20 protein-coding genes and 1 tRNA gene are annotated in these 26963 nt (G+C 65.1%); 2 read left to right on the top strand and 19 right to left on the bottom strand.

Annotated elements, in window-relative coordinates:
- Nucleotides 1–174 precede the first annotated feature (174 nt).
- From DGN21_RS06125 to DGN21_RS06100, 6 genes are read right to left on the bottom strand one after another with little or no spacing between them, the layout of a single operon-like run.
- Nucleotides 175–2133, bottom strand: a complete 1959-nt coding sequence (locus tag DGN21_RS06125; protein ID WP_215825155.1) for a response regulator — start codon at nt 2131–2133, stop codon at nt 175–177.
- Nucleotides 2123–2998 (bottom strand): ATP-binding protein, encoded by an 876-nt coding sequence (locus DGN21_RS06120; RefSeq protein ID WP_065031873.1) that lies wholly within the window; start codon nt 2996–2998, stop codon nt 2123–2125. Before DGN21_RS06120 ends, DGN21_RS06125 begins: the two co-directional genes overlap by 11 nt.
- Nucleotides 2995–4005, bottom strand: a complete 1011-nt coding sequence (locus DGN21_RS06115) for an ATP-binding protein (RefSeq protein ID WP_126965686.1) — start codon at nt 4003–4005, stop codon at nt 2995–2997. Before DGN21_RS06115 ends, DGN21_RS06120 begins: the two co-directional genes overlap by 4 nt.
- The gene (locus DGN21_RS06110) at nt 3996–4391 is read right to left on the bottom strand and encodes an ATP-binding protein (protein WP_016901512.1); all 396 of its coding nucleotides are present in this window, start codon (nt 4389–4391) and stop codon (nt 3996–3998) included. Before DGN21_RS06110 ends, DGN21_RS06115 begins: the two co-directional genes overlap by 10 nt.
- Nucleotides 4388–4750: an STAS domain-containing protein gene (locus DGN21_RS06105; protein WP_126965685.1), complete on the bottom strand. Its 363-nt coding sequence runs from the start codon at nt 4748–4750 to the stop codon at nt 4388–4390. The genes DGN21_RS06110 and DGN21_RS06105 overlap by 4 nt, the downstream gene beginning before the upstream one ends.
- A 1-nt stretch (nt 4751) precedes the next feature.
- Nucleotides 4752–5594, bottom strand: a complete 843-nt coding sequence (locus tag DGN21_RS06100; RefSeq protein ID WP_046342035.1) for an STAS domain-containing protein — start codon at nt 5592–5594, stop codon at nt 4752–4754.
- A gap of 544 nt (nt 5595–6138) precedes the next feature.
- Here DGN21_RS06100 and DGN21_RS06095 point away from each other — a divergent pair.
- On the top strand, nt 6139–7239 hold the full coding sequence (locus tag DGN21_RS06095; RefSeq protein WP_126965684.1) for an NADH:flavin oxidoreductase/NADH oxidase: 1101 nt from the start codon (nt 6139–6141) through the stop codon (nt 7237–7239).
- Nucleotides 7240–8214: 975 nt separating this feature from the next.
- Here DGN21_RS06095 and DGN21_RS06090 read toward each other — a convergent pair.
- The 3 genes from DGN21_RS06090 to DGN21_RS06080 all read right to left on the bottom strand — a co-directional run bounded on the left by DGN21_RS06090 (nt 8215) and on the right by DGN21_RS06080 (nt 14009).
- Nucleotides 8215–10539 (bottom strand): hypothetical protein, encoded by a 2325-nt coding sequence (locus DGN21_RS06090; RefSeq protein ID WP_126965683.1) that lies wholly within the window; start codon nt 10537–10539, stop codon nt 8215–8217.
- Between the two features lie 24 nt (nt 10540–10563).
- Nucleotides 10564–12432 (bottom strand): ATP-binding protein, encoded by a 1869-nt coding sequence (locus DGN21_RS06085; protein ID WP_024940066.1) that lies wholly within the window; start codon nt 12430–12432, stop codon nt 10564–10566.
- Nucleotides 12433–12653: 221 nt separating this feature from the next.
- Entirely contained in the window at nt 12654–14009 is a 1356-nt protein-coding gene (locus DGN21_RS06080) for a helix-turn-helix transcriptional regulator (RefSeq protein WP_024940067.1), read from the bottom strand.
- Nucleotides 14010–14918: 909 nt separating this feature from the next.
- Between DGN21_RS06080 and DGN21_RS06075 the strand changes: the two genes are divergently transcribed.
- Nucleotides 14919–15704, top strand: a complete 786-nt coding sequence (locus tag DGN21_RS06075; protein WP_126965680.1) for a response regulator transcription factor — start codon at nt 14919–14921, stop codon at nt 15702–15704.
- A 403-nt stretch (nt 15705–16107) separates the two neighbouring features.
- On the opposite strand, the gene DGN21_RS06070 is transcribed toward DGN21_RS06075, so the two are convergent.
- From DGN21_RS06070 to lspA, 10 genes are all read right to left on the bottom strand, one after another.
- On the bottom strand, nt 16108–16494 hold the full coding sequence (locus DGN21_RS06070) for a DUF805 domain-containing protein (RefSeq protein WP_016901521.1): 387 nt from the start codon (nt 16492–16494) through the stop codon (nt 16108–16110).
- Between the two features lie 302 nt (nt 16495–16796).
- On the bottom strand, nt 16797–18188 hold the full coding sequence (gene radA / locus DGN21_RS06065) for a DNA repair protein RadA (protein ID WP_016901522.1): 1392 nt from the start codon (nt 18186–18188) through the stop codon (nt 16797–16799).
- Between the two features lie 447 nt (nt 18189–18635).
- Nucleotides 18636–20516 carry a tetratricopeptide repeat protein gene (locus tag DGN21_RS06060; protein WP_160954599.1) on the bottom strand — a complete coding sequence of 627 codons (1881 nt, stop codon included), beginning with the start codon at nt 20514–20516 and terminating at the stop codon, nt 18636–18638.
- Between the two features lie 180 nt (nt 20517–20696).
- Complete coding sequence (cyoD, locus tag DGN21_RS06055; protein ID WP_006450195.1) at nt 20697–21032, bottom strand: cytochrome o ubiquinol oxidase subunit IV; 336 nt, start codon at nt 21030–21032, stop codon at nt 20697–20699.
- The gene (cyoC, locus tag DGN21_RS06050) at nt 21032–21661 is read right to left on the bottom strand and encodes a cytochrome o ubiquinol oxidase subunit III (RefSeq protein ID WP_006450194.1); all 630 of its coding nucleotides are present in this window, start codon (nt 21659–21661) and stop codon (nt 21032–21034) included. The genes cyoD and cyoC overlap by 1 nt, the downstream gene beginning before the upstream one ends.
- Complete coding sequence (gene cyoB, locus DGN21_RS06045) at nt 21658–23658, bottom strand: cytochrome o ubiquinol oxidase subunit I (protein WP_039511404.1); 2001 nt, start codon at nt 23656–23658, stop codon at nt 21658–21660. The genes cyoC and cyoB overlap by 4 nt, the downstream gene beginning before the upstream one ends.
- Nucleotides 23658–24593, bottom strand: coding sequence for a ubiquinol oxidase subunit II (gene cyoA, locus DGN21_RS06040; protein WP_024940071.1), 936 nt, complete (start codon nt 24591–24593; stop codon nt 23658–23660). The genes cyoB and cyoA overlap by 1 nt, the downstream gene beginning before the upstream one ends.
- 357 nt (nt 24594–24950) lie before the next feature.
- Nucleotides 24951–25026: transfer RNA gene (locus tag DGN21_RS06035), tRNA-Thr, on the bottom strand.
- Between the two features lie 176 nt (nt 25027–25202).
- Nucleotides 25203–26153, bottom strand: coding sequence for a 4-hydroxy-3-methylbut-2-enyl diphosphate reductase (gene ispH / locus DGN21_RS06030; RefSeq protein ID WP_102252551.1), 951 nt, complete (start codon nt 26151–26153; stop codon nt 25203–25205).
- A 77-nt stretch (nt 26154–26230) separates the two neighbouring features.
- Nucleotides 26231–26743, bottom strand: a complete 513-nt coding sequence (gene lspA / locus DGN21_RS06025) for a signal peptidase II (protein WP_039511422.1) — start codon at nt 26741–26743, stop codon at nt 26231–26233.
- Nucleotides 26744–26963 lie beyond the last annotated feature (220 nt).

Raw genomic sequence — 26963 nt, 5'->3', positions numbered from 1 at the left:
CAGCCAGGTGCGTGCAACACGGCGTGTCAGGCACAGGCGGCGCACACCTGAAACACACGCAGCTGGACGCTGGTTTGGACGCGCGCAACGCCTGAGGCGTCGCGGCACATCGCTATCGTTATCGTTGCGCGGCAGGCAGGCACCGACAGCTGGCGCCTACGCGCGTAAACCGCGTCAGGCGCGGGCGGCGATCACGCTGCTATCGAGCATCTGCCCGACCATGTTGAGCAGATCGTTGAGGCTGAAAGGCTTGGGCAGCAGCGCCATGCCGTCGGCCAGGAATTCCTGGCGGGTGGCGGCGTTTTCGGCGTAGCCGGTGATGAACAGGATCGGCAAGCCCGGCCGCAGCGCGCGCGCCACGTCGGCCATGTCGCGCCCGTTCATGCCGGGCAGGCCGACGTCGGACACCACCAGATCGATCTCCACCCCGGCACGCAACTGATCCAGCGCGCCGTTGGCATCATCGGCTTCCACCACGTGGTAGCCGGCATCGCTGAGCACCTCGCTCACCATCATGCGCACCACATCGGTGTCGTCCACCAGCAAGATACGCTCGCTGCGTGTACGGGGCGAACTCGGTGCCGGTGCCGGCGGCACTGCGCTGGCAGTGAGCCCGCGCGGCAGCAGCAAGGCCACCGTGGTTCCGCGGCCCACGGTGCTGGTGATGCGTGCGGTGCCGCCGGACTGGCGCGCAAAGCCATAGGTCATCGACAAGCCCAGGCCGGTGCCCTCGCCGATCGGCTTGGTGGTGAAGAACGGCTCGAAGACCTGATTGAGGATGGCCGGTTCGATGCCGCTGCCATTGTCGATCACGTTCAGCACCACGTAATCACCATCGTCCAGTTCCGGATCGCCTTGCGCGGTGTAGGCCGCGCTCTGGATGCGGATGGTGCCCCGGCCCTTCAAGGCGTCACGTGCGTTGATCACCAGGTTGAGCACCACGTTTTCGAGCTGGTTGGCATCGGCCATTGCCACCAGTGGCGTGTCGGCCAACTCCAGCTCCAGCACGATGTTCTCGCCGATCGAGCGGTGCAGCATGTCTTCCAGCGAACGCACGCGTGTGTTGATGTCGAAGGCTTGCGCATCCAGCGATTGCTTACGCGCGAAGGCGAGCATGCGCTGGGTCAGTGCGGCGGCGCGATGCGCCGAGCCGGTGGCGATCTCGGCCAGCCGCGGCACCCGCTCGATGCGGTTGGACTCGACCGCCAGCTGGATCATGTCCAGGCCGGAAATGATGCTGGTCAGCAGATTGTTGAAGTCGTGCGCGATGCCGCCGGTGAGCTTGCCCAGCGCCTCCATCTTCTGCGCCTGCAGCAACTGGATTTCGGTGCGCTGGCGCTCGGCGATCTGGTGGGCCAGCTCGGTGGTGGCGGTATCCAGCTCCTGGCGCTGCTCACGCTCGCGCAGGCGCTGTTCGGTGACGTCCTCGACCAGCAGCAGGCCCAGATCCGGTTCGCGATACGGCGACACGCGCCACTCGGTTTCGCGCACCTTGCCCTCGCGCAGGATCGACAAGGCACCGCTCCAGCGCTCGCGTTGCGCCAGTGCGTTGGTCAGCGCCTGCACGGTGGCGGCCTGGTCCACGCCGGGCACGGCAAGCGCCTCGCCGGGCGTGACGGTACCGATCAAGCGCTGGAACGCCGCGTTGGCCTCATGCGTGTGCAAGCTCGCATCGACCACCGCAATCGGTGCACTGATGTGCTCGAAGATCTCGCGGAAGCGTGCCTCGCTGATGCGCAAGGCGTCTTCGGCCTGGCGCGCGCGCAGCAGGGTGCGCAGCGTGGCGACCAGCACGCTGGGGTCGACCGGGTGAATCAGGTAGGCGTCGGCACCGGCCTCCAGGCCGGTGATCATGTCGCCGGTGGCGATCGACGCGGCCGACACGTGCACCACAGGCAGCAACGCGGTGCGCGGCTCGGCGCGCAGCGTGCGCACGATGTCAAAGCCGCTCATGTCCGGCAGATTGACGTCCAGCACCACCGCAGAGAATGCCTGCTCGGCCAGTTTGGTCAGGCCGTCGGTGCCGGTGCCGGCTTCGTCGACCACGAACTGGTGGTGTTCGAGCACGCGGCGCACCGAATAACGCGTCACCGCGTTATCGTCGACGACCAGAATGTGTGGCTTACTGCCCAAGTGCATCCTCCGCTGCCAGCGTGACCGGCAGCACCACGAAAAATTCCGAGCCCTGCCCGACCACGCTGTTGATCCCCACAGTGCCGCCCAGCAACTCGGCAAACCGCTTGCAGATCGACAGCCCCAGACCGGTGCCGGTGAGGCGTTTCTGCAACGGCGAATCCACCTGTACAAAATCCTCGAACAAGGCGTCGTGAAGCTCGGCCGGAATGCCGATGCCGGTGTCCTGCACGCTGAAGCGCACATGGGTCTCGCCTTCCAGCTGCGCGAATACGCGCACATGGCCTTGCGGGGTGAACTTGAGTGCGTTGGAAATGAAGTTGCGCAGGATCTGCGCCAGCTTCTTGTCGTCGGTATAGAGCATCGGCAGCACCGGCGGGTCTTCGAAGATCAAGGTGGTGCTGCCGGCATCGGTGAGCGGGCGGAACATGCCGCGCAAGGCCGCAAACAGGTCCATCAGGTCGAACCAGCCCGGCGAGATGGTGATGCGCCCGGCCTCGATCTTGGCCAGATCCAGCAGGTCGTCGACCATCTCGGTGAGCTCGCGCGCCGAGGCGCTGACAAAGCGCACCTGCTTGGACTGCTCGGCAGTCAGCGGCCCGTCCATGCCGTCTTCCAGCAGCCGCGTGATGCTCAGGATCGAACTGAGCGGGGTGCGGAACTCGTGGCTCATGTACGACAGGAAGCGGCTCTTGAGCTCGGACACATCGCGCAGCTGTTCGGCCTGCTGATCCAGCTCGGCATACAGCGCCAGCACACCCTGGTTGGTCTCTTCCAGCTCTTCGCGCAGGGCCTGGTTCTGCCGCCGCAGCGCATCCAGTTCGGCCAGCGGATCGAGCGGTGGTGTCTCACCGGAAGCATTCATTGCAGGCCTCCCAGCCGCATGACAAATACGCCGCAATCGTCGCGGCCACGCGTGTAATCGCGCAACAGCACCGCCGCAATCAGGCGCGGATGGCGCGACAGCAGGCCCGGGTGATCGCGCAGGTTCCAGCGCGATTGCAGGCCATCGCTGTGCATGACCAGCAGCTTGCCGGCGGCATCCGCAAAATCGAATGGCTGCGCCTTGCGGAACTGCACCCCGACGATGCCCGGATGCGACGGCATGCCACGCACGCCGTCGCCATCGCACAGCGAGGCGACGATATTGCCCACCCCGGCAAAGCGCACCCGGCCGGTGCTGCTGTCGAACTGCATCACCGCGGCCGCGCCGCCGCGGGTACCGGACATACCGGCATGCAGCTGCGCGATGCGCTCGCCGGGTTCGCCGCGGGCCGCCGCCGCTGCGCGCGCGCCGGCGTCGGCGGCTTCGGCGGCGCCCGGACCGTGGCCCAGGCCATCGATCAGGGTAACGGTCGCCCGCTGCTCGCCGATCGCCAGATGCCAGGCATCGCCGCACACCGTTTCGTTGTGCAGCGGCAGGCGAATGGCGCCGTACGGCAGGTCCAGCTCGGCGCGTTGCTGCGCAAACAACCGTGCCATCACCAGCGCACCCTTGGCATCGGAATACGCATCCAGCACCTGCGCCTGGCGCTGGATCGCACCCAGCCCGGTGCCCGGCGTCCCGGCGGTGGAATAGCCATCGCGCAGGCCGTCCACGAGTGCGAACCCGGGGCCGCCGTCGATGGCGCAGATCTCCACGCCCATGCCCTGGGCGGTGGCGACCGTGGACAACTGCAGCACGCCGCCACGTCCATGCTTGACCATGTTGGTGGCAAGCTCGGTGGCCACCAGCGCCACGCGCCCGCAGGCGGCCTCATCGAAACCCAGCGCCTGAGCCAGCACCGCCGCCTCGCGGCGCGCCTGCCCGACCTGGCTGGTTTCGTCGACGCGAAACGCGCGCGTAACCTCGCCGGCGAGCATCACTTCCATTTGGTGATGGTGATCCGCGTGCCCTTGCCGGCTGCGGTGTCCAGCACGAAATCATCCACCAGCCGACGGCTGCCGGACAGGCCCAGCCCCAGCCCGCTGCCGGAGGTCCAGCCATCGGTGAGCGCCAGATCCAGGTCGGGAATGCCGGGGCCCTCGTCGCGGAAGGTCAGCTGCACGCCCTTGCGGATGCCGCTTTCCACCAGGGCCCAATCCATGTCGCCGCCGCCGCCGTAGATCACGGTGTTGCGGGCCAGCTCGCTGGCTGCGGTGACCAGCTTGGTCTGGTCGACCAAACGCAGGCCGCACTGCACCACCAGCTTGCGTACCGTCTGCCGGGCCAGCACCACATCCTGTTCGGTGCGCACCGGTTGCGAACCGGTGGTCATGAAGCGTGATCGGGTTGCTGCAACAGGAGCATGCCGCGTTCGACATTGAGCGCGGTGCGCACCGACGGCAGGGTCAGGCCCAGCTCGACCAGCGTGATCGCCACGGCCGGCTGCATGCCGACCACCACGGTCCTGGCATCCATGATTGCCGCCAAGCCGGAGATGGTGCTGATCATGCGGCCGATGAAGGAGTCGACGATGTCCAGTGCGGAAATGTCGATCAGCACGCCGCGCGCGGAGGTGGCGCTGATCTTTTCCGACAGGTCTTCCTGCAGCGTCATCGCCAGTTGGTCGTGCATGTCCACCTGGATGGTGACCAGCAGCAGGTCGCCCATCCGCAGGATCGGGATGCGCTCCATGTCAGCCCGCCTTGCCCACGGTCACGCCGATGCGCTTGAGCGCCAGCGCCAAAGCGTCGGACAGGTTGGCCTTGGTGACGATGCCCTGCAGGTCCAGGCCCAGGTGCACGATGGTCTGCGCGATCTGCGGGCGCACGCCGCTGATGATGGCATCGGCGCCCATCAGGCGGATCGCGGTGACGGTCTTGAGCAGGTGCTGCGCCACCAGCGTGTCCACGGTGGGCACGCCGGTGATGTCGATGATGGCGATTTCCGAGCCGGTATCGACGATGCGCTGCAGCAGCGACTCCATCACCACCTGGGTGCGCTGCGAATCCAGCGTGCCGATCATCGGCAGTGCCAGCACGCCCTCCCACAGCTTGACCACCGGGGTGGACAGCTCCAGCATTTCTTCCTGCTGGCGCACGATGATGTCTTCGCGGGTCTTCTGGAACGCCTTGACGGTGTACAGGCCCAGACGGTCCAGCAGCTCGGACAGCGCCCACAGCTGCTGGCCCAGATCCTCCGGCGCATCGGCATACTCGCGCTGCATCAGCGCAAACAGCACCCGCTTGAGCGAGAAGATGAAGTTGGCGGTTTCCTGCGAATCGAAGCCACGGGTGGCGCGGTCGCGCGAGAGGTTTTCCAGGAAACGACGCACCTCGCTCCAGTCGGCGCTATCCAGGCTGCTGCCGCCGTCCTTCAGGGAAGCGACCAGCAGATGCAAAAAGTCCGCGCTCTGGGTTTCGACGTCCTGCCGGGAAATACGTCCATCGCTGCCCAGGCTGGAGCTTAGCCATGCAGCCAACAACGCCGTTTCCTGGCCACGAATCGCATCGATCGAGCGCTGCTGCAATGCCACCATGAGATCACCCGCCGAGAGTAGAAGAGAGAAGGCTGGGCATGCGGGACGATGGCGCCCCCTGACTGGCGCGGCGCCCCCACGCCGAAGCGCAGCAGAATAAAGCAATTCAGTTTCGGCAACCAGCAACGAACCTGTAGCGGTCAGAGGAAGGTCCAGACAGAGTTTGACATTGCGGCGCACGCGGTGAACGTGAGCGCGACCACGCCTGGAAAGATGCGATAACTGCCGTCCCGTTCCCTTGCCATAGGCGCGACGATTGCAGGCGCGACGGCCGCCGGTTGGCGTCCACCGCCGGCTCGGCCGTGCGTGCAGCCGCCGACCGCTACGCAACGGTGGTCATGGTTTTGCGGGCGGAGCGCGTCTGACGCCGCCCAATACCTGTCGGAAGCGCGCATCCCATGCCAGCGGACGCGCCCGCTGCGCCGGCTGGCCCGCTTGTCCACAACCGGCACCGCATGCAACGCGCTGTGCCACCGGCAGAGTGTCTGCGCGGCGGCCGGGCGTGTTCTGATCGCAGCCTGCTTTTCTCAGGTGGTCGCTCTCCATGTCATCGCTGTTCTCTCCGTATCAACTCAAGGACGTCACCCTGCGCAACCGCATCGCGGTGCCGCCCATGTGCCAGTACACCGCCGTCGACGGCCTCAGCAACGCGTGGCATCAGGTGCACTACGCCAGCATGGCGCGCGGCGGTGCGGGCCTGGTCATCGTCGAGGCCACCGGCGTGTCGCCGGAAGGACGCATCACCCCCGGGTGTCTGGGCCTGTGGAACGACGCCCAGGCCGAGGGACTGGCGCGCATCGCGGCATCGATCAGCGCTGCCGGCGCGGTGCCGGGCATCCAGATCGGCCACGCCGGCCGCAAGGCCAGTGCCAACCTGCCGTGGGAAGGCGACAACCACATCCCCGACGGCGACCCGCGCGGCTGGGACACCATCTCGCCCTCGGCCATCGCCTTCGGCGGCGGCCTGCCCAAAGTGCCGCGTGAGATGACGCTGGACGACATCGCCCGCGTGCGCGGCGATTTTGTCGCCGCCGCGCAGCGCGCGCGCGATGCCGGCTTCCAGTGGCTGGAGCTGCATTTTGCCCATGGCTATCTGGCGCAAAGCTTCTTCTCGGTACACGCCAATCAACGCCAGGATCACTACGGCGGCACTGCCGACAACCGTGCGCGCTTCCTGTTGGAAACGCTGCAGGCCGTGCGTGCGGTCTGGCCGGAACAGCTGCCGCTCACCGCACGCTTTGGCGTGATCGAATTCGATGGCCGCGACGAAGAGACCCTGCAGGAAGCCATCGCACTGACGCGCAACTTCAAGCAAGGCGGCCTGGATCTGCTCAACGTCAGCATCGGCTTTAGCACCCCGACTGCGCAGATTCCATGGGGACCGGCCTTGCTGGCGCCTTACGCCGAACGGGTCAGCCGCGAGGCGCAGCTGCCGGTTGCCTCGTCCTGGAACATCGACGATCCGCTGGAAGCCGACCGCGTCGTCGCCGCCGGACAGATGGAGCTGGTGATGGTCGGCCGCGCGCACCTGGCCAACCCACACTGGCCGTATCACGCCGCATTGGCCCTGGGCGAAGAACGCCCGTCCTGGGTGCTGCCGCCCTCGTACGCGCACTGGCTGGAGCGCTACGGCAAGCGCAGCTGATCGGGCAGCTGCCATGCACTGCGAGATAGCCGTACAGGCGAATGCTTAGGTCTGCTGCGGGCGCTTACACCGGGTTTCCAGGGATGGATTCCCGGCGTGTCCCGACACTGCATGCGGCGCCGCGCCGCCGACCAGCTCCGCAGACCTGGCAATCTTGTGCAAGACCTCTGCCGGTTCCATGCGAATGCTGCGGTCTGCCGAGGGCGCTTGCACGCGTACCGGCGTGGGACACGCCGCAAGTACGTCCCTGTAGGCTCTGGCGCGGCATCCATGCCGCTCAAGGTCCCACGCCGGCACGCGTGCAAGCACCACCGGTTGTTGTCGGTTGCTGAAAGAAATGCGGAGGGTCAGCTGAGCTGCACGTTCTTCCTAGCGTCCATTCCTGGCGACGTGACAGTAGATGGAAGGCTTACTGATTACATCGGCCACGAAGTCCGCAGGCATCAACACCTGCTTGAAGCATTGCTTGCCGATCAGCGATAGCAATATGGGGAGCGTGGCGCCGCGTCCGGTGGCGGGACCGTGTGGCGACATGGATGTCGCCACCGAGCCTCCAGGGACGGATTCACGGCGTGTCCCGACACTGGATGCGGCGCCGCGCCGCCGACCGACTCCGCACACCGATCAATCTTGCGCACGACATCCACCGGTTCTTCGCGAATGCCTCGGTCTGCCGAGGGAGCTTGCACGCGTACCAGCGTAGGACACGCCGCAAGTACGTCCGTGTAGGCTCTGGCGCGAGATCCATGCCGCGCAAGGTCCCACGCCGGCAACCGCGCAAGCACCACCGATTGCTATCGGTTGCGGAAAGAAATGCGAACAGCCAGATGGGCTGCACGTTCTTCCGAGCATCACCATTCCTGACGACAGGCCAGCAGTTGGCACGCAACCACGCATGCCAATCCCGAATGCCCAATCCCCAATCCCGGCGGCGGCCGCGTCAGCAGCTAATGCGCGACGAGCTTGATCGCCGCCCTACAGCCCGTAACGCTCCACTGCGTCCAGATGCGGGCGCGGGTCCTGGTCGCAGGCCTCGGCCAGGCGCAGCCAGCACATCGGGTGCGCCCACTGCGCGGTCGTGGCCAGCAGGAGGCGATGCAGTTCCAACGGCGGCGCCGCTTCCGGCAGCGCCACGGTGAACAGCACGCCCGGCAGACCCGTGCTCGCATCTTCCGGGTCGAACGCCTCCGCGTGTTCCGGATCGACCACGCGATAGTCGTCGCGGCTATGCAGCCACAGTTTCCAGCCACGCGCTTCGATGTCCTCGCGCAAGGCCTCGATCGCCTGCCCGCCGGGATGCACGCCATCCACCAGCCAGCTGCTGCCGTAACCGCCCGCCTCCAGCACATGCACCTGCGCATAAGTCGGCACGAAGCGCTCGCGCTCGGCCTCGTCCTCCGGCGGCGGATACAACAACTCCGCATCGAACACCACCCAGTCGCCGACATGCTGGCGCCGATGCGCCGGTGCATTTTCGACGATACGCGCGGTGACCGGGCCGGTGCGCCGCGCGTAGTACTCGGCTGCCTCGCCGTCATCCACGCAGCGCACGATCACCCAACCCCAGGTTTCTTCGACCACGCCGCTGGTGCTGCTCAGCTCCATGCCGAGCGCCAGCGCCGAGGTGCGCACTGCGTCCCATTGCTGCGCCGCGCTGGCCGCAGTCATGTGATCCCAATGCGCGGAGCGCGGTTCTTCCATCAACTCGGTCAGCTGTCGATACACCTCGGTGGCATCGGCGAAGCGGCCGGTATTGAGATACATGCGCCCCAGCAAGCCGCGCGCACCGTGCGAGCCGGGCGACAGTTCCAGTAACGCGGTGCAGGCCTGCTCCAGCGCCGGCCAATCGGCCAGCCGCTGGGCCAGCTGCGCTTCGCACCACAGCGCCGCCACCGGCACCAGCGGGCGATACAGCTGCGCCAGCCGGCGCAGGCCGGCCTCGTCGCCACGGCCCAGCAGCAGATTCATCAGCCGGAAGGTCGGGCTGGTTTCGCGATCGGCATGCCGCTGCACGAATGACCACAGCAGCGCGATCGCCTCGTCGTCGGCCGCACACGCGCTCAATGCCGACGCCGTGGTGTCCACCAACTCGGCATCGTCGGGTCGCTCGGCCACTGCCTGCAGCAACCACTGCGCCTCGCGCTCGGGGTTACGCGCCACGTCTTCGCCCTGCGCATCCAGCCATGCCAGCAACTGCTCGGCGGGCACCGGCGCCGGCTCGCCGGCCGGTGCGGTTTCGATGCGCACGGCCAGACCGTCCAGCAGTTGCGTGGCGCCCCGGTCCTGGCGCAACTTGGGCACGTGCGCACGCGCAAGCGCCAGGTGGCGGCGTGCGGTCCACACCGCGCCACGCTGCAAGGCCAGCCCGATCGCCATCTCGGCCGCGTCGATCAGGATGCGATGTGCACCGACCTGCGCGTAATGATCGAGCATCACCTGCAGGCGGCTGCCCAGATCCCAGGTATTGCGCTCGGGCTGGCGCGATACCAGCACCACCACCGCACGCAACCAGTGCAGGCGGTAGCGCGGCGCGACCTCGCGCCACGGCAGAAACGCTTCCAGTGCTTCGTCGTCGCGATTCAGCATCGCCAGGGCGCGGGCTTTCTGCAAACGCCGCGGCTGACTGCAGTTGGCCCACTCCGCGCCTTCGCGCGCGGCCTCGCGCTCGCGCTGCTCGATCAGTGCCAGCGCGTCTTCCGCGCGGCCCAGCGAGAGCAGGATCGAAATGCGCATGTCCGGCACGCCGTCGTAGATCTGCCCGCCATGCGCAACAATGGTCTGCGACTGCTGCTCCAGATAACTCAGCGCCGCCTCGCCGCGTCCGTCGTCGAGCAAGGCATCGGCTTTTTCGCAGCTCAGGCATTGGTAGCACGACCAGCTCGGATCGATGCGGCCCAGCGTTTCCTCGCACACCTCGATGCGCTCTTCCACCCAGCCCGGACCGTCGATGTTGGCGTAGCACGCGGCCAGATCCTGGGTCACGCACACCGACTGCGGGCACTCCACCGCATCGGGGCGGTGCGCACGCTCGAACAGCGTCACCGCATCGCTCAGCGCACGCTCGCCCTCGCACAGGTTGCCGACCCGGTTGCGCATTTCCCAATGCCCGACGAACACCTCCAGCCACGGATTGGCCAGCGTCTTGCCCAGCGCACGCGCCTCGGGCAACAGCGCTTCGGCACGTTCGATCTGCAGGTCGCAGATATGGTCGGTCAGGCGCGTCAGCAGTTGCGCATTCTGCGGCTGCCCGGCTTCGCCCAGATCGTCCTGTAGCTTCTCCACCCAGTTCCAGATTTCCATCGTGTTGCTCCTTCGATGCGGCGCTCAGCGTGCCAGCAATTGGGTCACGGCCTCGGCAAGATCGCCGAAGGCCCGGTTCAAATCCGATCCGCCCGATGCGTTGGCACCGGGCTGCGGCTGGGTGCGCCCCTGCGCCGACACGATCACCTTCAGTGAGCGCAGCAGCCGTGCCGCCACCGCCGCCTGCGGATTGCCGGCGCGTTGCGCCGCCAGCAGCGCCTGCAATGCCGGGTTATCGAGATTCAGGTAGAGCCGCTGGGTCTGCCGTGCTTCGATCCCCGCCGTGAACTGCCGGGCCAGCCGCAGCGCAGCGGTGGACACGCGCTTGTCGTTCTCGTCCTGCTCCAGGCGGCGTTTCAGTTCGGCCTCGCGGTCGGGCACCACCACCAACGGCAACGCCTCGGGGCTGAAACGCGCCGGCACCAGCGCTTCGCCATCGCCCAGATGCTGTTCCAGCCAGGCCAGTTCGTCGGCCGGCAGCGTGTCCAGCTGGAACAACTGCCGGTTGCCCTGCTCGGTGCCCAGCTCGACCAGGCGCACGCCCTTGGCCTGCGTCCAGCGGCGCAGGAACGGCACCACCGCATAGCGATTTCCGTAGGCCACCGGCACGCCCATCGCGCGGAACAGCATTTCTTCGAAACCGCTGTCGCTGTCCAGGATCACGTGCACCGCACCACGCGCCGGCAATTGCTGCGCCGGCAGGTCGCCCTGCGAGGTCGGCACCCGCACGTGTTCCATCAGCAACTCGAACAGACGCTCGTCGCACAAGGCAGCGCCCAGCAATGCCTCGTTGTGCCGCAGCAGGATGCGCCGCCAGGCTTCCGGCTGCTGACGCGCCACATCGGCCAGGCCCTGCACCAGCGCCTCGGACAACGCGTGCTGCACGGCCGCGTAGGTGGCATCGCGCTGCAGGTCTTCGCGGCTGGCGGTGGGCGTCAAGCGATTGGATTCGATCACGCCCCCGATAAAGCCCGCCCACGGCGGCAGCAATTCGCGTGCGTTGTCGTCCAGCAGCATGCCGCGCAGGAACACCGACAGATTGCGGTTGTCGCTGGTGCCGTAGGTGGCTCCGTCCTGCACCCACAGCAGGCCGACCGCATCGCTGCCCTCCTCCGCGCGCACCGGCATGCAGCACAAGGGTTCGAAGTTGCGCTCGAAACGTGCGGCAAACTCGCGTTGGCGCCGCCAGGCCTGCACCGGATGCAACGGCACCGCATCGTGCATGCGCCACGGCGGCGGCTCGGGGTTGATCGCCTGGGTATCGGAGCCGATCCAGATCGGCTCGCGCAGCAGCGCGCAATAGCGCGACAGGATCTCGCGCAGCCGTGCTTCCTGGGCCAACGACAGATAGTCCTGGTGCAGTTCCAGCACCACTTCCGTCCCGACCTGCGCACGCGCCGGGATCGGGCTCACCGTGTATTGCTCGGCATTGCTGGAGATATAGCAATGCCCCAGCGTCGGGCTCTGGTAGGAGGTGGTGCGCACGGTGACGCGGCGCGCCAGCACGAAGGCCGACAGAAAGCCCAGCCCGAACATGCCGATCAGGCCGCTGTCCTCATGCCCGCCCTGACGCAGGCCACGCGTATACCCCACGCCGACCGTGGCCAGGTAATCGTGGATCTCCTGCTGGGTCAGCCCGGCGCCGGTGTCGATGATGCGCACGATGCCCTGGGCAGCGTCGGCATGCACTTCGATGCGCGATTCGCCTTGCCAGTCGGGTTGTTCCAGCCGGCGACGCAGGATCGAGTCGTGCGCGTTCTGCACCAGCTCGCGCAGCGCGACCACCGGCGTGGAATACAGATGCTTGCTGAGCACGGACATCAGTCCGTTGAGATCGACGCCTGCACGGCGGATCTGGGAGGCGTCCGTCGCCTCGGAGGTGTGATCTTGCATGATCGTTCGTCGTTTCCTTGGCGGCCACGCCCATCCTCGGACGCGCCTTCCTGGGTGGCAGTGCGAGCCGAACAGGATAGCCGCAAGCCACGTCGTACGCACGCGCGCCGCACTCTCACGACTTCCAATGGCTGGCCGGCCGTTCGGTCGCCACTGCAGCACGGCCTTCGGAAACGACACGCCACGGCCTGCATCGACGCCCGGCCGTGGCGCGCAACGACCTAGCGCTGCAGGGTTTCCATCGGTGCCTCATTGAAATGCTGGCGATAGCCCTTGGCCAGCGCCGAGCGGCTGCCCACGCCCCAGCGGCTGGCCGCCTGCAGCACGCTGCCGCAGCCGCCTTCGGCCAGTAGTTCGTCGCGAATGCTCTGCATCCGGTAACGACGCAACACCTGGGTCGGCGACAGCCCGGTAGCGGACTTGAACGCCTGCTGCAAGGCGCGCCCGGTGACGCCGATCTGCGCAGCCACCTCGTTGATCGACAGATCCGAGCGGTGCGCATTGGTGATCATGTAGGCGTAGGCGCGCCGGTACTTGGCCGGCAGCCGCGCGGAGATGTCGTCGCTGACATGCGCCGGCGTGCCGCTTTCCAGCAGCCGCGGCGCCTGTACCTCGCTGCGCAGGCACTGCACCGCACCCAGCGCATAGCGGTTGTACAGCAGCAGTGCCTGCTCGGTCTTGCCCAGCGCCTGGCTGATCTTGGCCTGGCAATACTCGAACTCCAGATTCCAGCGCGGCGCGTGGTGCCGGCCCGCACCGGCCAGGGCGCGCTCTGCCAGATCGGCACGCCCTACCGCCAATGCGGCAAGCGCCAGCTCCACCTGCGCATCCTGCCGGGCGCAGGGCGGGCAACCGGTGGCGGCGGCCGGCAGCGCATCGATCTGCGCATCGAAACCGAAGGTGTCGCCACCGGCGATGCGCAGCAGATTGCGCACGTGGCGCATGCGCTGTGCGAGCACCGGCATGCTCTCGGCCAGGTCGGCGATGCAGGCACGCAGCTCGTTGGGCTCGAACGCGTGCGCCGCATCCTCCTGGCGCAGCGTGGCCTGCCAGAACACGTGGTCGCTCATCCGGTCGGCGCGCCGGATGCGCAACTGCGCAATCATGTCCAGGCGCAGCGCATTGGCGATGCGCAGCCACTCGGTTGCGCCGCTGTCCAGGTCCGCCAGCACGTCGTTGGCACGCTCCAGCGTCTGCAACGCCAGCGTGCTCTGGCCCAGATGAAAGTGGGTCAGCGCCTTGCCCAGCAGACTCTCCCCGCACAGGCAGGCCGGCGTCTCGCGGTCCATCGCCAGCTGTGCAAAGCAGTTCAATGCAGCGCTCAGGCGGCGCTGGCTCAGCATCAACCAGGCGGTATTGCGGCAGGACAGCAACCGCAATTGGCGCTGATGCCCGCGCATCGCCTTCAAGGCGTGGCGGTAGGCATCTTCGGCCTCCTCCTGGTATTCGAGGATCAACAAGGCGTCGCCGCTGGCGCCGAGCAGGCCGACTTCGTCGTCGGCGCCATCCGCGGCGGCCTGGCCATCACGGCGTTGTTGAAGATGTTGCAGACCTTGCGGCCAGGCACCAACCAGCATCCTGCTTGTATAGGTAGGAAGACGGTCTGCGTACGACAACGCAGAGATCGCCGCGAAGTAGGTTGAAAGGATCATGCCGGGCTCTCTCATAGGGGGATGAGCAAAAACAACAATGCGCCGGTCTGGCTGGCGCAACCGATTGTATGCAGCGGATCCAATGGAATTTCTCACTCCAAGGCACTAAGAAAATCAAAAAACCTCACTCTGTCTCCTGCCAACCCAGTTATGCGGCATGCAGATAAAGGGCACTTTTTGCATACCGCCGGCGCTGTCGTGCATAGGACATTGCACGCCATGCGAAGCCGTATTGAAGACAGGACGGCAGCCGGAGAAGATTGGCAGGGCCAACCAAATCCCATGCCTTGTGTCGGCTTCAGTGCTGTCCCGGCATGACGTTGCAATGGCCGCATCCGCGGTACTTCAGTAAATGAAAGATGCGCGTCAAACGATGGCCGCGCCGTTGTGCTGCATCGGCGGATCGCTCAGATATTCCATGTGCGCTGCAAGCGCGTGCAAATCGCAATACCGTGGTATAGACCTGGACGCGCAATGGGATGGACTCTGCGACTGCGCCCGTTGTCTCGCCGCGTCGACCGGCTGCGCGTTGCGCAATGTCGGAATTTTGTTAGTTACTGACGACGCATGCCCTGGATGTAAGAGCTGCTTTACGCCTAGATGAGCGTACGTTAAAGCCGGCCTACCCAAAGCCGAAGAAAAGTACGCAGCAGTGAAACTTTCTGGCTCGGCAATGGTACATACCATTCGTCCGGCCCCAGGTCGGATCCCCTGGCAGCCAAAGGCGATGGCGATGCACTTATCTCTACACGTGGGTTTTGTATTGGCGCCTGCTGTCCGCAACAGGCATCCGACGTACGCCTGGTACGTGTGCAGACATGGGAAGGCCGGCTGATGCACGGCAACCTTCCCGGCAAGCACGGATCGGCTTTCCTGTTGACGCAGGACGCGCGTCTGGCATCGCAGGTCAACGCGAGCCTCGCACCGCTGGCCCCGAGTTTTGCGGTGTTTTCCGATGAACTCGAACTTCTGCGCTCGCTGCGGCATTCCCCTTGCGAGCTGTTGATCTTCGATGCGACCTGCGTCGCGTCGGACGACAGCTCGCTGCTGGCCTGGCAACGCTGCCACAGCGGCCATCCCACGCCGCTGATCGTGCTGGGGCGTTTCGACTGTGCCCACGACATCCTGGCCTGGTACCGCGCCGGCGCACACGATGTGCTCGCCCTACCCTTCAATTCGCACGAGCTGCATGTGCGCGCAGCATTGGCGCTGTCGCCGGTGGCCGAGGCGTGCCCCGAGAGCCAACAGCTGAGTGTGGGCCCCTACCAGCTGATCCGCGACGAAAATACCGTATACCTGCACGGCAAGCCGATCGTGTTGACCGCACGCGAGTTCTCGATCGCCTGGCTGCTGTTTTCCAGCCCCGGTGTGTGTTTCCGCCGCTGCCAGTTGGCCAAGGCGGTGTGGGGTAGCCACACCGAGTTCACCGACCGCACGATGGAGCAACACATCTACAAGCTGCGCAAGAAGCTGCAGCTGTGCAATCACAGCGGCGTGGTGCGCATCAGAACCGTGTATTCGCATGGGTACAAGCTGGAACTTGCCCTGCAGGTCAAGGACGCACCGACGCCCGGCAAGGTCGTCAGCCCCAGCACCGGCCATCATGCTGCGGCCTGTTGACCGATGCGGACCTGCAAGAGCGAAGCGCGGCGACTTGCGCTTGCTATCTGCTACCGGCGCCTGCATGGCAGTGAATCGGCCGTTGCCATGCGTTGATCTGGTCAGGCATTAACTGGCAGAGCTTGTTCGCCGGCTCCATGTCGAGTGGAAACGCACCCAGTTAATAGTTCAATAATGTATTGAATATACAAATAGAGCTTGGCGCATTGCCGGTCGACTGCTTCCTACACCCTGGCAGGACGTCCAAGTTTTTGCCGGCAGTTGAAGAACGCATCAATCGAGCCGAATCCGGCACTCAAACGCACGCGTGTTGTTGGTCAGCCTGCGCCGACCGTACATCTCCAGAAACGACAATGGCGCGGAGGAGTCTCCGCGCCATTGTTCGATCAGGCCTTGCACCCGGTTACTGCTTGGGATTCTCGCCGTACTCGTTCGGGCCGGGCGTACCTTCCAGGCACATGAAGACCAGCACGATGAAGCCGCCCACATAAGGCACCAGGCTGATCAGATAGAACCAACCCGACTTGCCCTGGTCGTGCAAGCGACGCACGGTCACTGCAATGCTCGGCACAATCAATGCCAGCACCACGATCCCCATGACGGCAGCAACCAGCCATGCCAGTGCACCAGGACCGTTCTCGCCGCCCATCAGTGCAGCCGCGATGCCGAACAGGCCGCCCAACACCAGCAGGACGATCGCCTGCAGCAGCATGAACATCCAATATTCCTTGCGGCGCGAGCGGCCATTGAAGTCGGCGTAGCGCTTGAGTGGCAACAACATCCATTCCATCGTGTTTTCTCCTGATAACGCGCAGTGAGCGCTGTCCGTGATCCGGTGCACAGTGCAACGGGCCGCGCATGTTGCCATAGCCGCCCTGCGCTGAAAACGTTTTCTTATCGACGAATGGCGGATCGCGACCTGCTGGCCGACGGACGGTCACAGGAGCTGGCGACAGCCAGCCCGAAACTTCATTGATGTCATTCAAGCATGGCGCAGGCAGCCATACCGCCCACTGCACGGCGGTGCGGGGTCAGCTCATCGCATGCAGAGCGACGCCTCGTAAAGACAGTCGCTCACCTACCGCCCCGGTATCACTCGGCGGCCGCTTCCAGCGCCTGGCTCAGCCGCTCCACCGCAACGATCTCCATGCCCTTGATGCTGGTGGTCTTGGGCGCGTTGGCCTTGGGCACGATCGCGCGCTTGAAGCCGTGGGTGGCGGCCTCTTTCAGACGGTCCTCGCCGTTGGGCACCGGCCGGATCTCGCCGGACAGGCCCACTTCGCCAAAGGCGATGGTCTTCTCGGACAGCGGCCGATCGCGCAGCGAGGACAACACCGCCAGCAGCACCGGTAGGTCGGCAGCGGTTTCCTGCACACGGATGCCGCCGACCACATTGACGAACACGTCCTGGTCGCCCACCACGATGCCGCCGTGGCGGTGCAGCACCGCCAGCAGCATCGCCAGCCGGTTCTGCTCCAGACCCACCGCCACGCGCCGCGGATTGGACAGCGGCGAGGCGTCCACCAGCGCCTGCACCTCCACCATCAGCGGACGGGTGCCTTCGCGGGTGACCATCACGCAGCTGCCCGGTTGCTGGGTGCTGCCACCGGACAGGAAGATCGCCGACGGGTTGGAGACCTCCTTGAGGCCCTTCTCGCCCATCGCGAACACGCCCAGCTCGTTGACCGCACCGAAGCGGTTCTTGAACGCGCGCAACAGCCGGAACCGGCTGCCGCTCTCGCCTTCGAAGTACAGCACCGCATCGACCATATGCTCGAGCACGCGCGGGCCGGCGATGCCGCCTTCCTTGGTCACATGACCGACCAGGAACACCGCGGTGCCGGTCTCCTTCGCGTAACGCACCAGCCGCGCCGCACTCTCGCGTACCTGGCTGACCGAGCCCGGCGCTGCGGTCAGCGATTCGGTCCACAGCGTCTGTACCGAATCGGCCACGATCAGCTTCGGCCGCGCCACGCTGGCATGCTGCAGGATGTTTTCGATGCCGGTTTCAGCCAGCGCGTTCAGGCCCTCCAACGGCAGATCCAGCCGCACTGCGCGCCCGGCCACCTGTGCCAGCGATTCCTCGCCGGTGACGTACAGCACCGGCAGTGTGCTGGCCATGCTCGCCAGCGCCTGCAGCAACAGCGTCGACTTGCCGATGCCGGGGTCGCCACCGATCAGCACCACCGCACCTTCGACCAGGCCGCCGCCCAGCACCCGATCGAACTCGCCAATGCCGGTGGACACGCGCGCCTGCTCGGACTGCTGCACGTCCTTGAGCGCGGTGATCTTGGGTGCCTCGGCCTTGCCGGCCCAGCCGCTACGCCGCGATGCCGCAGGCGAGGCCTTGCCGCCGGGCGTGGCGCTTTCGAGCACGATCTCGCTGAGCGTGTTCCACACCCCGCACTCGGTGCATTGCCCCTGCCACTTGTTGTATTCGGCGCCGCACTCGCCGCAGACATAGGCCGTTTTCGCCTTCGCCATCGTCAGTTAACCAATCGCTTCTGGAGCGACAGGATAGTCGGCGTTGGTCTCAGGATGCGCGACGCTGGCTCGGGATTCGGGATTCGGGATTCGGGATTCGGGATTCGGGATTCGGGAGTCGGGATTCGGGATTCGGGAGTCGGGAGTCGGGATTCGGGAGTCGGGAGTCGGGAGTCGGGAGTCGGGAGTCGGGAGTCGGGAGTCGGGAGTCGGGAGTCGGCCAGGCTGCGGCGGCGCTGGAATGGATGCAACCGCGCATTCCTGCTGCTGCGTTTTCACTCGGACATCGATGGCGCCGAGCGTTTGGCTGGCGCGCTGTCTTCTGGTCGGTCGGCATCGGTACCGACCAGAACCAGCGTCTGGAGCCGCATGATCGATCGCAGCCGGTCATGCAGCTCCAGGTCTTGCCATTGCCCGCTTCAACGGCTGTGAGCGAGCGGCTGCCGCTCAGCGCGGCTTGTACAACTCGCTCAGGCGATCCGGCTTGCCGGGGATGCGTTCCAGATGCGGATACAGCAGGCCGCCGTGGTAATCGATGCGCACGGTGTCGTAGCGGTCCAGGCGCTTGACCAGCAGTTCGATCGGCGCGGTGGTGCCCTTGGCCGCCTTGATCGCGTCCTTGATCACCTCACTGCTGAAGGCGCGGCCGTTGACCGCCACGATGGTGTTGCCGGCGATCAGGCCGGCATTGAAGGCCGGGCCGTCCCACAGCACATCGCTGATATCGCCAGAGGCCTTCAGGGACACGCCAAGCGAATAGGTCAGGCTGGCGTCCTTGTCGTCGCTCTCGTCGGCCTTGGTGGCCAGGTTCGGCTCCTCGTTATAGACCAGCTTCCAGCCGTTGGCTTCGATACCGCCGTTCAAGGAGCCATGCCCGTCCATGCGGCTGCGCAACAGGCTCGCCCAGTCGTAGGCGGCGATGCCGTTGAGCGTGGCGACGATGTCGTCGAAGGTGTACGGATTGACGTCCCAGTCGCCGTTCTTCATGCCGAAGAAGGCCTTGCCGAAATCGTCGATGGAACGCTTGTTGTTGGTCAGCGCGCGCAGCTTGCTGTCCACTTCCAGCCACATCATCTGGCCGCCGGAGTAATAGTCTTCGGCCATCTGATAGCTACGGTAGGCCTTGGGCCGGCGCATCGACATGGTCGGGTCGTTGGTGGTGTCCTGCACGGTGCGCCAGGCCATGCCGGGGCGACCACGCTCGTAGTTCGCCGCCACGCCGGCCAGCATCTCGCGCGCCTGATCCTGCGTCCACAGGCCCGAACGCGCAGCCATCACTTCGCCCCAGAACTGGGTCTGGCCTTCGTACAGCCACAGCAGGCTGTCACCCATCGGCACGTTGAAATTGGGCGTGGCCAGGTCGGCGCCACGGCGGTACTTGCCGTTCCAGGAATGGTTGAACTCGTGCGCGAGCAGGTCGCGCCCGGTCCAGCTCTTGTCCCACTCGGTGAAGTAGGTCGGCACGCCGCTGTTTTCGCTGGAGCGATGGTGCTCCAGGCCGATGCCGCCCAACTTCTTGGTCAGCGCCAGCAGGAATTCGTAGTGGTCGAAATGCCGCGCGCCGTAGAGCTTGTCCATCTGCTGCACCAGCGATGCATGCGCCTTGATCTGCTCGGGCTTGGCCTCCAGCGACTTGGCTTCGTCGGCGAACACGTTGAGGTAGACCGGCTGCTTGCCGCCGCTCAGCTCCACGCGCTTGTAGTACTTGCCGGCGAACATCGGCGAGTCGACCAGGTCGTCGAAGTCGATCGGCTTGAAGGTCACCGTGTCGCCAACCCGGCGGTCAGTCTCCAGCGCCGTGGCATAGCTCCAGCCGGCTGGCAGCGTGACGCTGGCCTGGGCCTTGATGTTGCGTGCGAAGACGCCGGCCGGATACAGCGCCGTGGTGTTCCACTGCAGGTTGAGCATCTCCGGGGTCATCATCACCCGGCCCTGGTTCGGGGCCTGCGGCGAGAGGAACCTGAACTCGGCCACCAGCTCGCTGGCGCCCTGCGGCACGTCCACGGTGAAGGCATACACATCGAACTGGTCGCGCTTCCACGGCACCACCTTGCCATCGACCTTGATCACCAGACCGGCGAGCTTGTCGATCGGCCCGGTCGGCGAGTGATTGCCGGGAATCCACTGCGGATACAGCAGCGTCATCGGGCCCGGCCGCGCCGGCATGGTGGTTTTGACCTTGAAGATGCGATGGGCCAGATCGGTGGCATCGACGTCGATCTTCAAGGTGCCGTCGAACGGCACGTCCTGCGGCGCGGCAGTTTGTGCGGCCGCAGGCAACGACAGTGCCGCCAGCAACGACACGGACAACAAGGTGGGGATCTTCATCGCAACTCCGCAGGGACCTGGAACAGGCAAGCCCACGATGCTAAGCGCCTGCCCGCGCTTCCCCGTATGCCATAGGTCATGCTGCGCAGCGATTCACACACAAAAAAACCGCCGGTGACCCGGCGGCTTTTTGTCCAGCATCCTTGGATCCGGCGTGCCGTGATCCGGCACAGCGCCGTCTCAATGCATCATGTTGACGTTCATGTTGTGCAGCACCCACAGCGAACCGACGATCACGATGCCGATGATCAGCAGCGAGAACAGGCCCACCTGCACGTTGGAGCGCTGCTCGGGCGAGCGATCCATGTGCAGGAAGTACACCATGTGCACCAGCATCTGCACTGCGGCCATCAGCGAGATCACGATGACGGTGACGCCCTTGGAGAACGCCCCGCTCATCACCATCGCAAACGGGATGACGGTGAGGATCACGGCCATCACAAAGCCGATCAGATAGGACTTCAGGCCGCCGGCATGTGCGTCGGCAGCGGTTTCATGCGCGTGGTGATTGGCCATTACAGCGCTCCCAGCAGGTAGACGACGGTGAACACACCGATCCAGATGATGTCCAGGAAATGCCAGAACAGGCTCAGGCAGGCCAGACGCGTGCTGTTGCGCGGGGTCAGGCCGTTCTTGGAGATCTGGATCACCAGCACTGCCATCCACAACAGACCGGAGGCCACGTGCAGGCCGTGCGTGCCCACCAGGGTGAAGAAGGCCGACAGGAACGCGCTGCGCCCCGGACCCGCCCCTTCATGGATCAGGTGGTTGAACTCCCACACTTCCATGCACAGGAAGCCGATACCCAGCAGTGCGGTGACGCCCAGCCAGGCGTACAGCCCGGTCATGCTGCGCTTGTGCGCGGAGATCATCGCAACGCCGAAGCTCAGGCTGCTGAACAACAGCAGGAAGGTTTCCACCAGCACGAACTTCAGGTCGAACAGCTCCTTGGCGGTCGGTCCGTCCACCGTGGCGCCCGAGAGCACCGCATAGGTGGCGAACAGGCCGGCGAACAGCAGGCAGTCGCTCATCAGGTAGACCCAGAACCCGAAGACGGTGTTGCCACCGGCGTCGTGATGTTCGTGGTCGTCGTGGCCGCCCGCGTGGGCGGCGTGGTCAAGCGTGGTCGAGGAAGACATGGTCATACCACCTTCGCGGCCTGCGCCGCATGTTGCTGTTCGAGCAGGGCAAAGCGCGCGTTTTCGATGCGCTCCACTTCGTCGGCCGGCACCCAGTAATCGATGTCGTCATCGAAGGTGCGCGCAATGAAGCTGCCGATCATGCCGACCAGGCCGATGATGGCCAGCCACCAGATGTGCCAGATCAGACCGAAGCCCATCAGCACGCTGAAGGCACCGATATACACGCCAGCCCCGGTGTTGCGCGGCATGTGGATCGCCTCGTACTTGGACGGACGCACCCAGCCCTTGCCGTTCTGCTTGTCGGCCCAGAACTGATCGCGGTCGTCGATGTGCGGCAGCACGGCGAAGTTGTAGAACGGCGGCGGCGAGGAGGTGGCCCACTCCAGCGTACGGCCATCCCACGGATCGCCCGTGTAGTCCATGTGCTCCTTGCGCTTCCACACGCTGTAACCGATCTGCACCAGGTTCAGGAAGATACCCAGGCCGATGATCGCAGCACCGGCCGCAGCAACGTACAGCCACGGCGCCCACTCGGGGTGGTTGTAGGTGTTCATGCGACGGGTCATGCCCATGAAGCCGAGCACGTACAGCGGCATGAAAGCCACGAAGAAGCCGATGATCCAGCACCAGAACGAGGCCTTGCCGATCTTCTCGTTGAGCTTGAAGCCGAACGCCTTCGGGAACCAGTAGGTCAGGCCGGCCAGGTAGCCGAACACCACGCCGCCGATGATCACGTTATGGAAGTGGGCGATCAGGAACAGGCTGTTGTGCAGCACGAAGTCCACGGCCGGAATCGCCAGCATCACGCCGGTCATGCCACCGATGGTGAAGGTGATGATGAAGCCGATCGTCCACAGCACCGGCGAGGTCATGTGCACACGACCGCGGAACATGGTGAACAGCCAGTTGAAGATCTTCACGCCGGTCGGGATCGAGATGATCATCGTCGTGATGCCGAAGAAGGCATTGACGTTGGCACCCGAGCCCATGGTGAAGAAGTGGTGCAACCACACCACGAACGACAGCACGCCGATGCACGAGGTGGCGTAGACCATCGAGGTGTAGCCGAACAGGCGCTTGCGGCTGTAGGTCGCGATCAACTCGGAGAAGATGCCGAACGCCGGCAGGATCAGGATATAGACTTCCGGGTGACCCCAGATCCAGATCAGGTTGACGTACATCATGGCGTTGCCGCCACCGTCATTGGTGAAGAAGTGCGTGCCCAGGTAACGGTCGGCACCCAGCAGCGCCAGCGCCACGGTCAGGATCGGGAATGCGGCAATGATCAGGATGTTGGTGATCAGCGCGGTCCAGGTGAAGATCGGCATGCGCATCAGGGTCATGCCCGGCGCGCGCATCCGCATGATCGTCACGAAGAAGTTGATGCCGGTCAGCAAGGTGCCCAGGCCTGAGACCTGCAACGCCCAGATGTAGTAGTCGACACCGACCCCTGGACTGTATTCCAGCCCCGACAACGGCGGGTAGGCCAGCCAGCCGGTCTGCGCGAATTCGCCGACACCCAGCGAGATGTTGATCAGCGCCGCACCGGCCACGAACAGCCAGAAGCTCAGCGAGTTCAGGAACGGGAACGCCACGTCGCGTGCGCCGATCTGCAGCGGCACGATCAGGTTCAACAGGCCGGTCATGAACGGCATGGCCATGAAGAAGATCATGATCACGCCGTGCGCGGTGAAGATCTGGTCGTAGTGATGCGGCGGCAGCACACCTTCGCCGCCGTTACCCGCCAGCGCCTGCTGGGTTCGCATCATCGCCGCATCGGCGAAGCCGCGCAGCAACATGACCAGCGCCACGATGATGTACATCACACCGATGCGCTTGTGATCCACCGAGGTGAACCACTCCTTCCACAGGTAGCCCCACAGCTTGTACTTGGTGATGGCGCCCGCGATGAGCAGGCCGAGCAGGCCGGCACCACCGAGTGCGACCATGATGATCGGCTCGTGGTACGGAACCGCCTCGATCGTAAGTTTGCCTAGCATCACTTGTCTCCAGAAGTGCACATGGCAACCGGCTCTGCAGCCGCTGCCTGATGGTCGCCATGGCCTTTGTTATGGCCCGGACCATTCATGTATTTGTCGACGAGCGAGCGGAACATGCCGTCCTGCACCGACGAGTAGTAGGTGACCGGATACTGTTCCTTGTCGTTGCGATTGGCGGCCAGCACCTGGTACTCGGCAGCGTTCAACGCGGTCGGCGATGCCTTGACCTTGGCCACCCACGCATCGAAGCCGGCCTGATCGACCGCATGCGCCTTGAAGCTCATCTTCGAGAAGCCGTGACCGCTGTAATTGGTCGACAGGCCGAAGTATTCGCCAGGCTCGTTGGCCACCAGGTGCAGCTTGGTTTCCATGCCGGCCATCGCGTAGATCATCGTGCCCAGGTGCGGGATGAAGAACGAGTTCATCACCGTATCGGAGGTGATCTTGAAGTTCAGCGGCGTATGCACCGGGAACGCGATCTCGTTGACCGTGGCGATGTTCTGGTCCGGGTAGATGAACATCCACTTCCAGTCCAGCGACACCGCTTCGATGGTGATCGGCTTGACGTCCGAATCCAGCGGACGGTACGGGTCCAGCGCATGCGAGGAGCGCCAGGTCAGCACCGCCAGCACCAGGATGATCACGCACGGGATCGACCACACCACCACTTCGATGGCGGTGGAGTGCGACCAGTCCGGCTCGTAGCGCGCCTTCGTGTTGGACGCGCGGTATTTCCACGCGAACGCAATCGTCATCACGATCACCGGGATGACCACGATCAGCATCAGCACGACCGAGGTGATCAGCAGCTGCTTCTCGTCGTGGCCGATCTGGCCTTTCGGATTGAGAATGGCCGAGTTGCAGCCTGCCAACAGCAGGAACGGCAGCATCAGGCCTGGACGAAGTACACGCCCGAGATGTTTCAACGGAATCATCGGTCGATCCAAGTGCGAAGGAACGCCAGCCTCGTTCGTCGTATCCATGTGGACTCGTCCTGACGGCGCGCTTCCCGGGGGAAGGCGGCCACGCAGACCGAAGACACGAGTTAGCTCCCTGATTTTAGACTTTGCTGCACCTGCACGAAACCCATCGGCAATGATCTGCCGCAATTAATGCGCGCAAAACTGTGCGACATGTTGTCGCAGCGCTGCGCAGGGCGGAAAAGATGCGCTTGCGGCCATCGATTGCGGCCTGTGTGATGTGCGGCGTATATGGCGGCGCAGCGCCGGGATGTGCGTGATCGGCCCAAAACGCAACTGGGCCGACCCATGGTCGACCCAGTGCTGAAGCGATGGTGCCGGAAATAGGAATCGAACCTACGACCTACGCATTACGAATGCGCCGCTCTACCAACTGAGCTATTCCGGCGAGCCGTGAATTGTAGGAGCGGAGCCGGTGCCGGGTCAATCGCCACCAGGCGGAGGACAGCATGTCCGGCGCCGGACCCGGGCTGTGGCTGGCCGATATGGCCACCTGCAGCGGTGAGGCACACCAACTTGCTGCAGGCAGTCGACGCCGGCTCAGCCAGTCCGGCGTGCCCTGCGTCAGCTGACCAGACGCAACCGCAGTTCCTTGGGCAGCGCGAACACCATCGATTCCGGCTCGCCCTCCAGCTCGGACACACTTTCGGCCCCCAGCTCGCGCAACCGCGCCAGCACGCCATCGACCAGCACCTGCGGTGCGGAAGCGCCGGCGGTCAGGCCGATGTGCTGCTTGCCGACGATCCAGGCCGGATCGATCTCGCCGGCGTTGTCGATCAGGTAGGACTCCACCCCGTCGCGCCGGGCCAGCTCGCTGAGGCGATTGGAATTGGAGCTGTTGGGCGAACCGACCACCAGCACCAGATCGCATTGGCGCGCCAGATCGCGCACCGCATCCTGACGGTTCTGGGTGGCGTAGCAGATGTCGTCGTGGCGCGGCCCTTGCATCGCCGGGTAGCGCGCACGCAGGGCCTCGATGATGCCCATGGTGTCGTCCACCGACAGCGTGGTCTGGGTGGTGTAGGCAAGGTTCTCCGGCTGGCGGATCTGCAGCGTGGCGACCTGTTCGATATCCTCGACCAGATAGATCGTGCCCGGGCCGCGTTCGCGGCTCCACTGCCCCATCGTGCCTTCCACTTCCGGATGCCCGGCGTGGCCGATCAGCACCACGTCGCGGCCGGCCCGGCAATGCCGCGCCACCTCGAAATGCACCTTGGTCACCAGCGGACAGGTCGCGTCGAACACCTTGAGCCCGCGGCGCTCGGCTTCCTGACGCACCGCCTGCGAGACGCCGTGCGCGCTGAAGATCACCGTGGCATTGTCGGGCACCTCGTCCAATTCCTCGACGAAGACCGCGCCGCGCTGCTTGAGGTCGTCGACCACAAAACGGTTGTGTACCACTTCATGGCGCACATAGATCGGCGCGCCCAGCGTTTCGATCGCACGCTTGACGATCTCGATCGCGCGGTCGACACCGGCACAGAAACCACGGGGATTGGCGAGCAGGACATCCATGGCGGGCATTCTACGGGAATGGGGAATGGAGGATGGGACCGGACGGCGCCGGTGCGCCGCGACTTCAGCGTCGATTCCTACTTCCGCATCCCCGACTCGCGCTTGCCGGACTTGTCGAACAGACCGAATACCGCGATCCCGATGGCGCCGCCGACGATCGCCGAGTCAGCGATGTTGAACGACGGCCAGGTGTGGCTGCCGATGTACCACTGGATGAAATCGACCACATGGCCGTGCATCAGGCGGTCGATCACGTTGCCGATCGCCCCGCCGATCACCAGCGCATACGGCAGCGCGCTGCGCCATTCGCTGCGTGCGGTGCGCGACAGCCAGAACGCCAGCAGCCCACTGATGCCCACCGCCAGCGCGGTGAAGAACCACAGCTGCCAGCCGCCGGCATCGCTCAGGAAGCTGAAGGCCGCGCCGGTATTGTAGGTGCGGTACCAGTTCCAGAAGCCGTCGATCACCGGCACCGGGGTGTATTCGGGCAGGCTGGACAGCACCCAGGCCTTGCTCCACTGGTCCAGCCCGATCACGAGTGCCGACAGCAGCAACCAGATCAGGGCGGAGGGTTTGGGGCGTTGACTCATGTCGAAAGGTCGCAGTTGGGGGTGACTTCTCCGACGTCGGAGAAGATGCCTGGATGGCGATAAGTGAGGGCGGTGGCAGATGAAGCTGACGAAAGCGGGATGACAGGCAGGCAAGGATGGCATGGGCACCGGAGCCGGCTACCCTGCCCCGCCGTGCCGCATGCGCCATGCTTCAGCAAGGGCGTGCATGCAGCGCCGGGGCACTCGCCGTCCGGCACCA

It is taken from the genome of Xanthomonas sp. MLO165 (assembly GCF_018831305.1).
Classification (GTDB): domain Bacteria; phylum Pseudomonadota; class Gammaproteobacteria; order Xanthomonadales; family Xanthomonadaceae; genus Xanthomonas; species Xanthomonas arboricola.
Note: the sequence above shows the minus strand (reverse complement) of the source record. Positions and strands in the feature narration are given on the sequence as shown.

What these genes read in the sequence shown, in the direction of transcription:
- DGN21_RS06120 (WP_065031873.1), bottom strand. Translation starts at nt 2,998, where the DNA reads ATGAATGCTTCCGGTGAGACACCACCGCTCGATCCGCTGGCCGAACTG.
- DGN21_RS06115 (WP_126965686.1), bottom strand. Translation starts at nt 4,005, where the DNA reads ATGGAAGTGATGCTCGCCGGCGAGGTTACGCGCGCGTTTCGCGTCGAC.
- DGN21_RS06110 (WP_016901512.1), bottom strand. Translation starts at nt 4,391, where the DNA reads ATGACCACCGGTTCGCAACCGGTGCGCACCGAACAGGATGTGGTGCTG.
- DGN21_RS06105 (WP_126965685.1), bottom strand. Translation starts at nt 4,750, where the DNA reads ATGGAGCGCATCCCGATCCTGCGGATGGGCGACCTGCTGCTGGTCACC.
- DGN21_RS06100 (WP_046342035.1), bottom strand. Translation starts at nt 5,594, where the DNA reads ATGGTGGCATTGCAGCAGCGCTCGATCGATGCGATTCGTGGCCAGGAA.
- DGN21_RS06095 (WP_126965684.1), top strand. Translation starts at nt 6,139, where the DNA reads ATGTCATCGCTGTTCTCTCCGTATCAACTCAAGGACGTCACCCTGCGC.
- DGN21_RS06090 (WP_126965683.1), bottom strand. Translation starts at nt 10,539, where the DNA reads ATGGAAATCTGGAACTGGGTGGAGAAGCTACAGGACGATCTGGGCGAA.
- DGN21_RS06085 (WP_024940066.1), bottom strand. Translation starts at nt 12,432, where the DNA reads ATGCAAGATCACACCTCCGAGGCGACGGACGCCTCCCAGATCCGCCGT.
- DGN21_RS06080 (WP_024940067.1), bottom strand. Translation starts at nt 14,009, where the DNA reads ATGCTGGTTGGTGCCTGGCCGCAAGGTCTGCAACATCTTCAACAACGC.
- DGN21_RS06075 (WP_126965680.1), top strand. Translation starts at nt 14,919, where the DNA reads ATGCACGGCAACCTTCCCGGCAAGCACGGATCGGCTTTCCTGTTGACG.
- DGN21_RS06070 (WP_016901521.1), bottom strand. Translation starts at nt 16,494, where the DNA reads ATGGAATGGATGTTGTTGCCACTCAAGCGCTACGCCGACTTCAATGGC.
- radA (WP_016901522.1), bottom strand. Translation starts at nt 18,188, where the DNA reads ATGGCGAAGGCGAAAACGGCCTATGTCTGCGGCGAGTGCGGCGCCGAA.
- DGN21_RS06060 (WP_160954599.1), bottom strand. Translation starts at nt 20,516, where the DNA reads ATGAAGATCCCCACCTTGTTGTCCGTGTCGTTGCTGGCGGCACTGTCG.
- cyoD (WP_006450195.1), bottom strand. Translation starts at nt 21,032, where the DNA reads ATGGCCAATCACCACGCGCATGAAACCGCTGCCGACGCACATGCCGGC.
- cyoC (WP_006450194.1), bottom strand. Translation starts at nt 21,661, where the DNA reads ATGACCATGTCTTCCTCGACCACGCTTGACCACGCCGCCCACGCGGGC.
- cyoB (WP_039511404.1), bottom strand. Translation starts at nt 23,658, where the DNA reads ATGCTAGGCAAACTTACGATCGAGGCGGTTCCGTACCACGAGCCGATC.
- cyoA (WP_024940071.1), bottom strand. Translation starts at nt 24,593, where the DNA reads ATGATTCCGTTGAAACATCTCGGGCGTGTACTTCGTCCAGGCCTGATG.
- ispH (WP_102252551.1), bottom strand. Translation starts at nt 26,153, where the DNA reads ATGGATGTCCTGCTCGCCAATCCCCGTGGTTTCTGTGCCGGTGTCGAC.
- lspA (WP_039511422.1), bottom strand. Translation starts at nt 26,743, where the DNA reads ATGAGTCAACGCCCCAAACCCTCCGCCCTGATCTGGTTGCTGCTGTCG.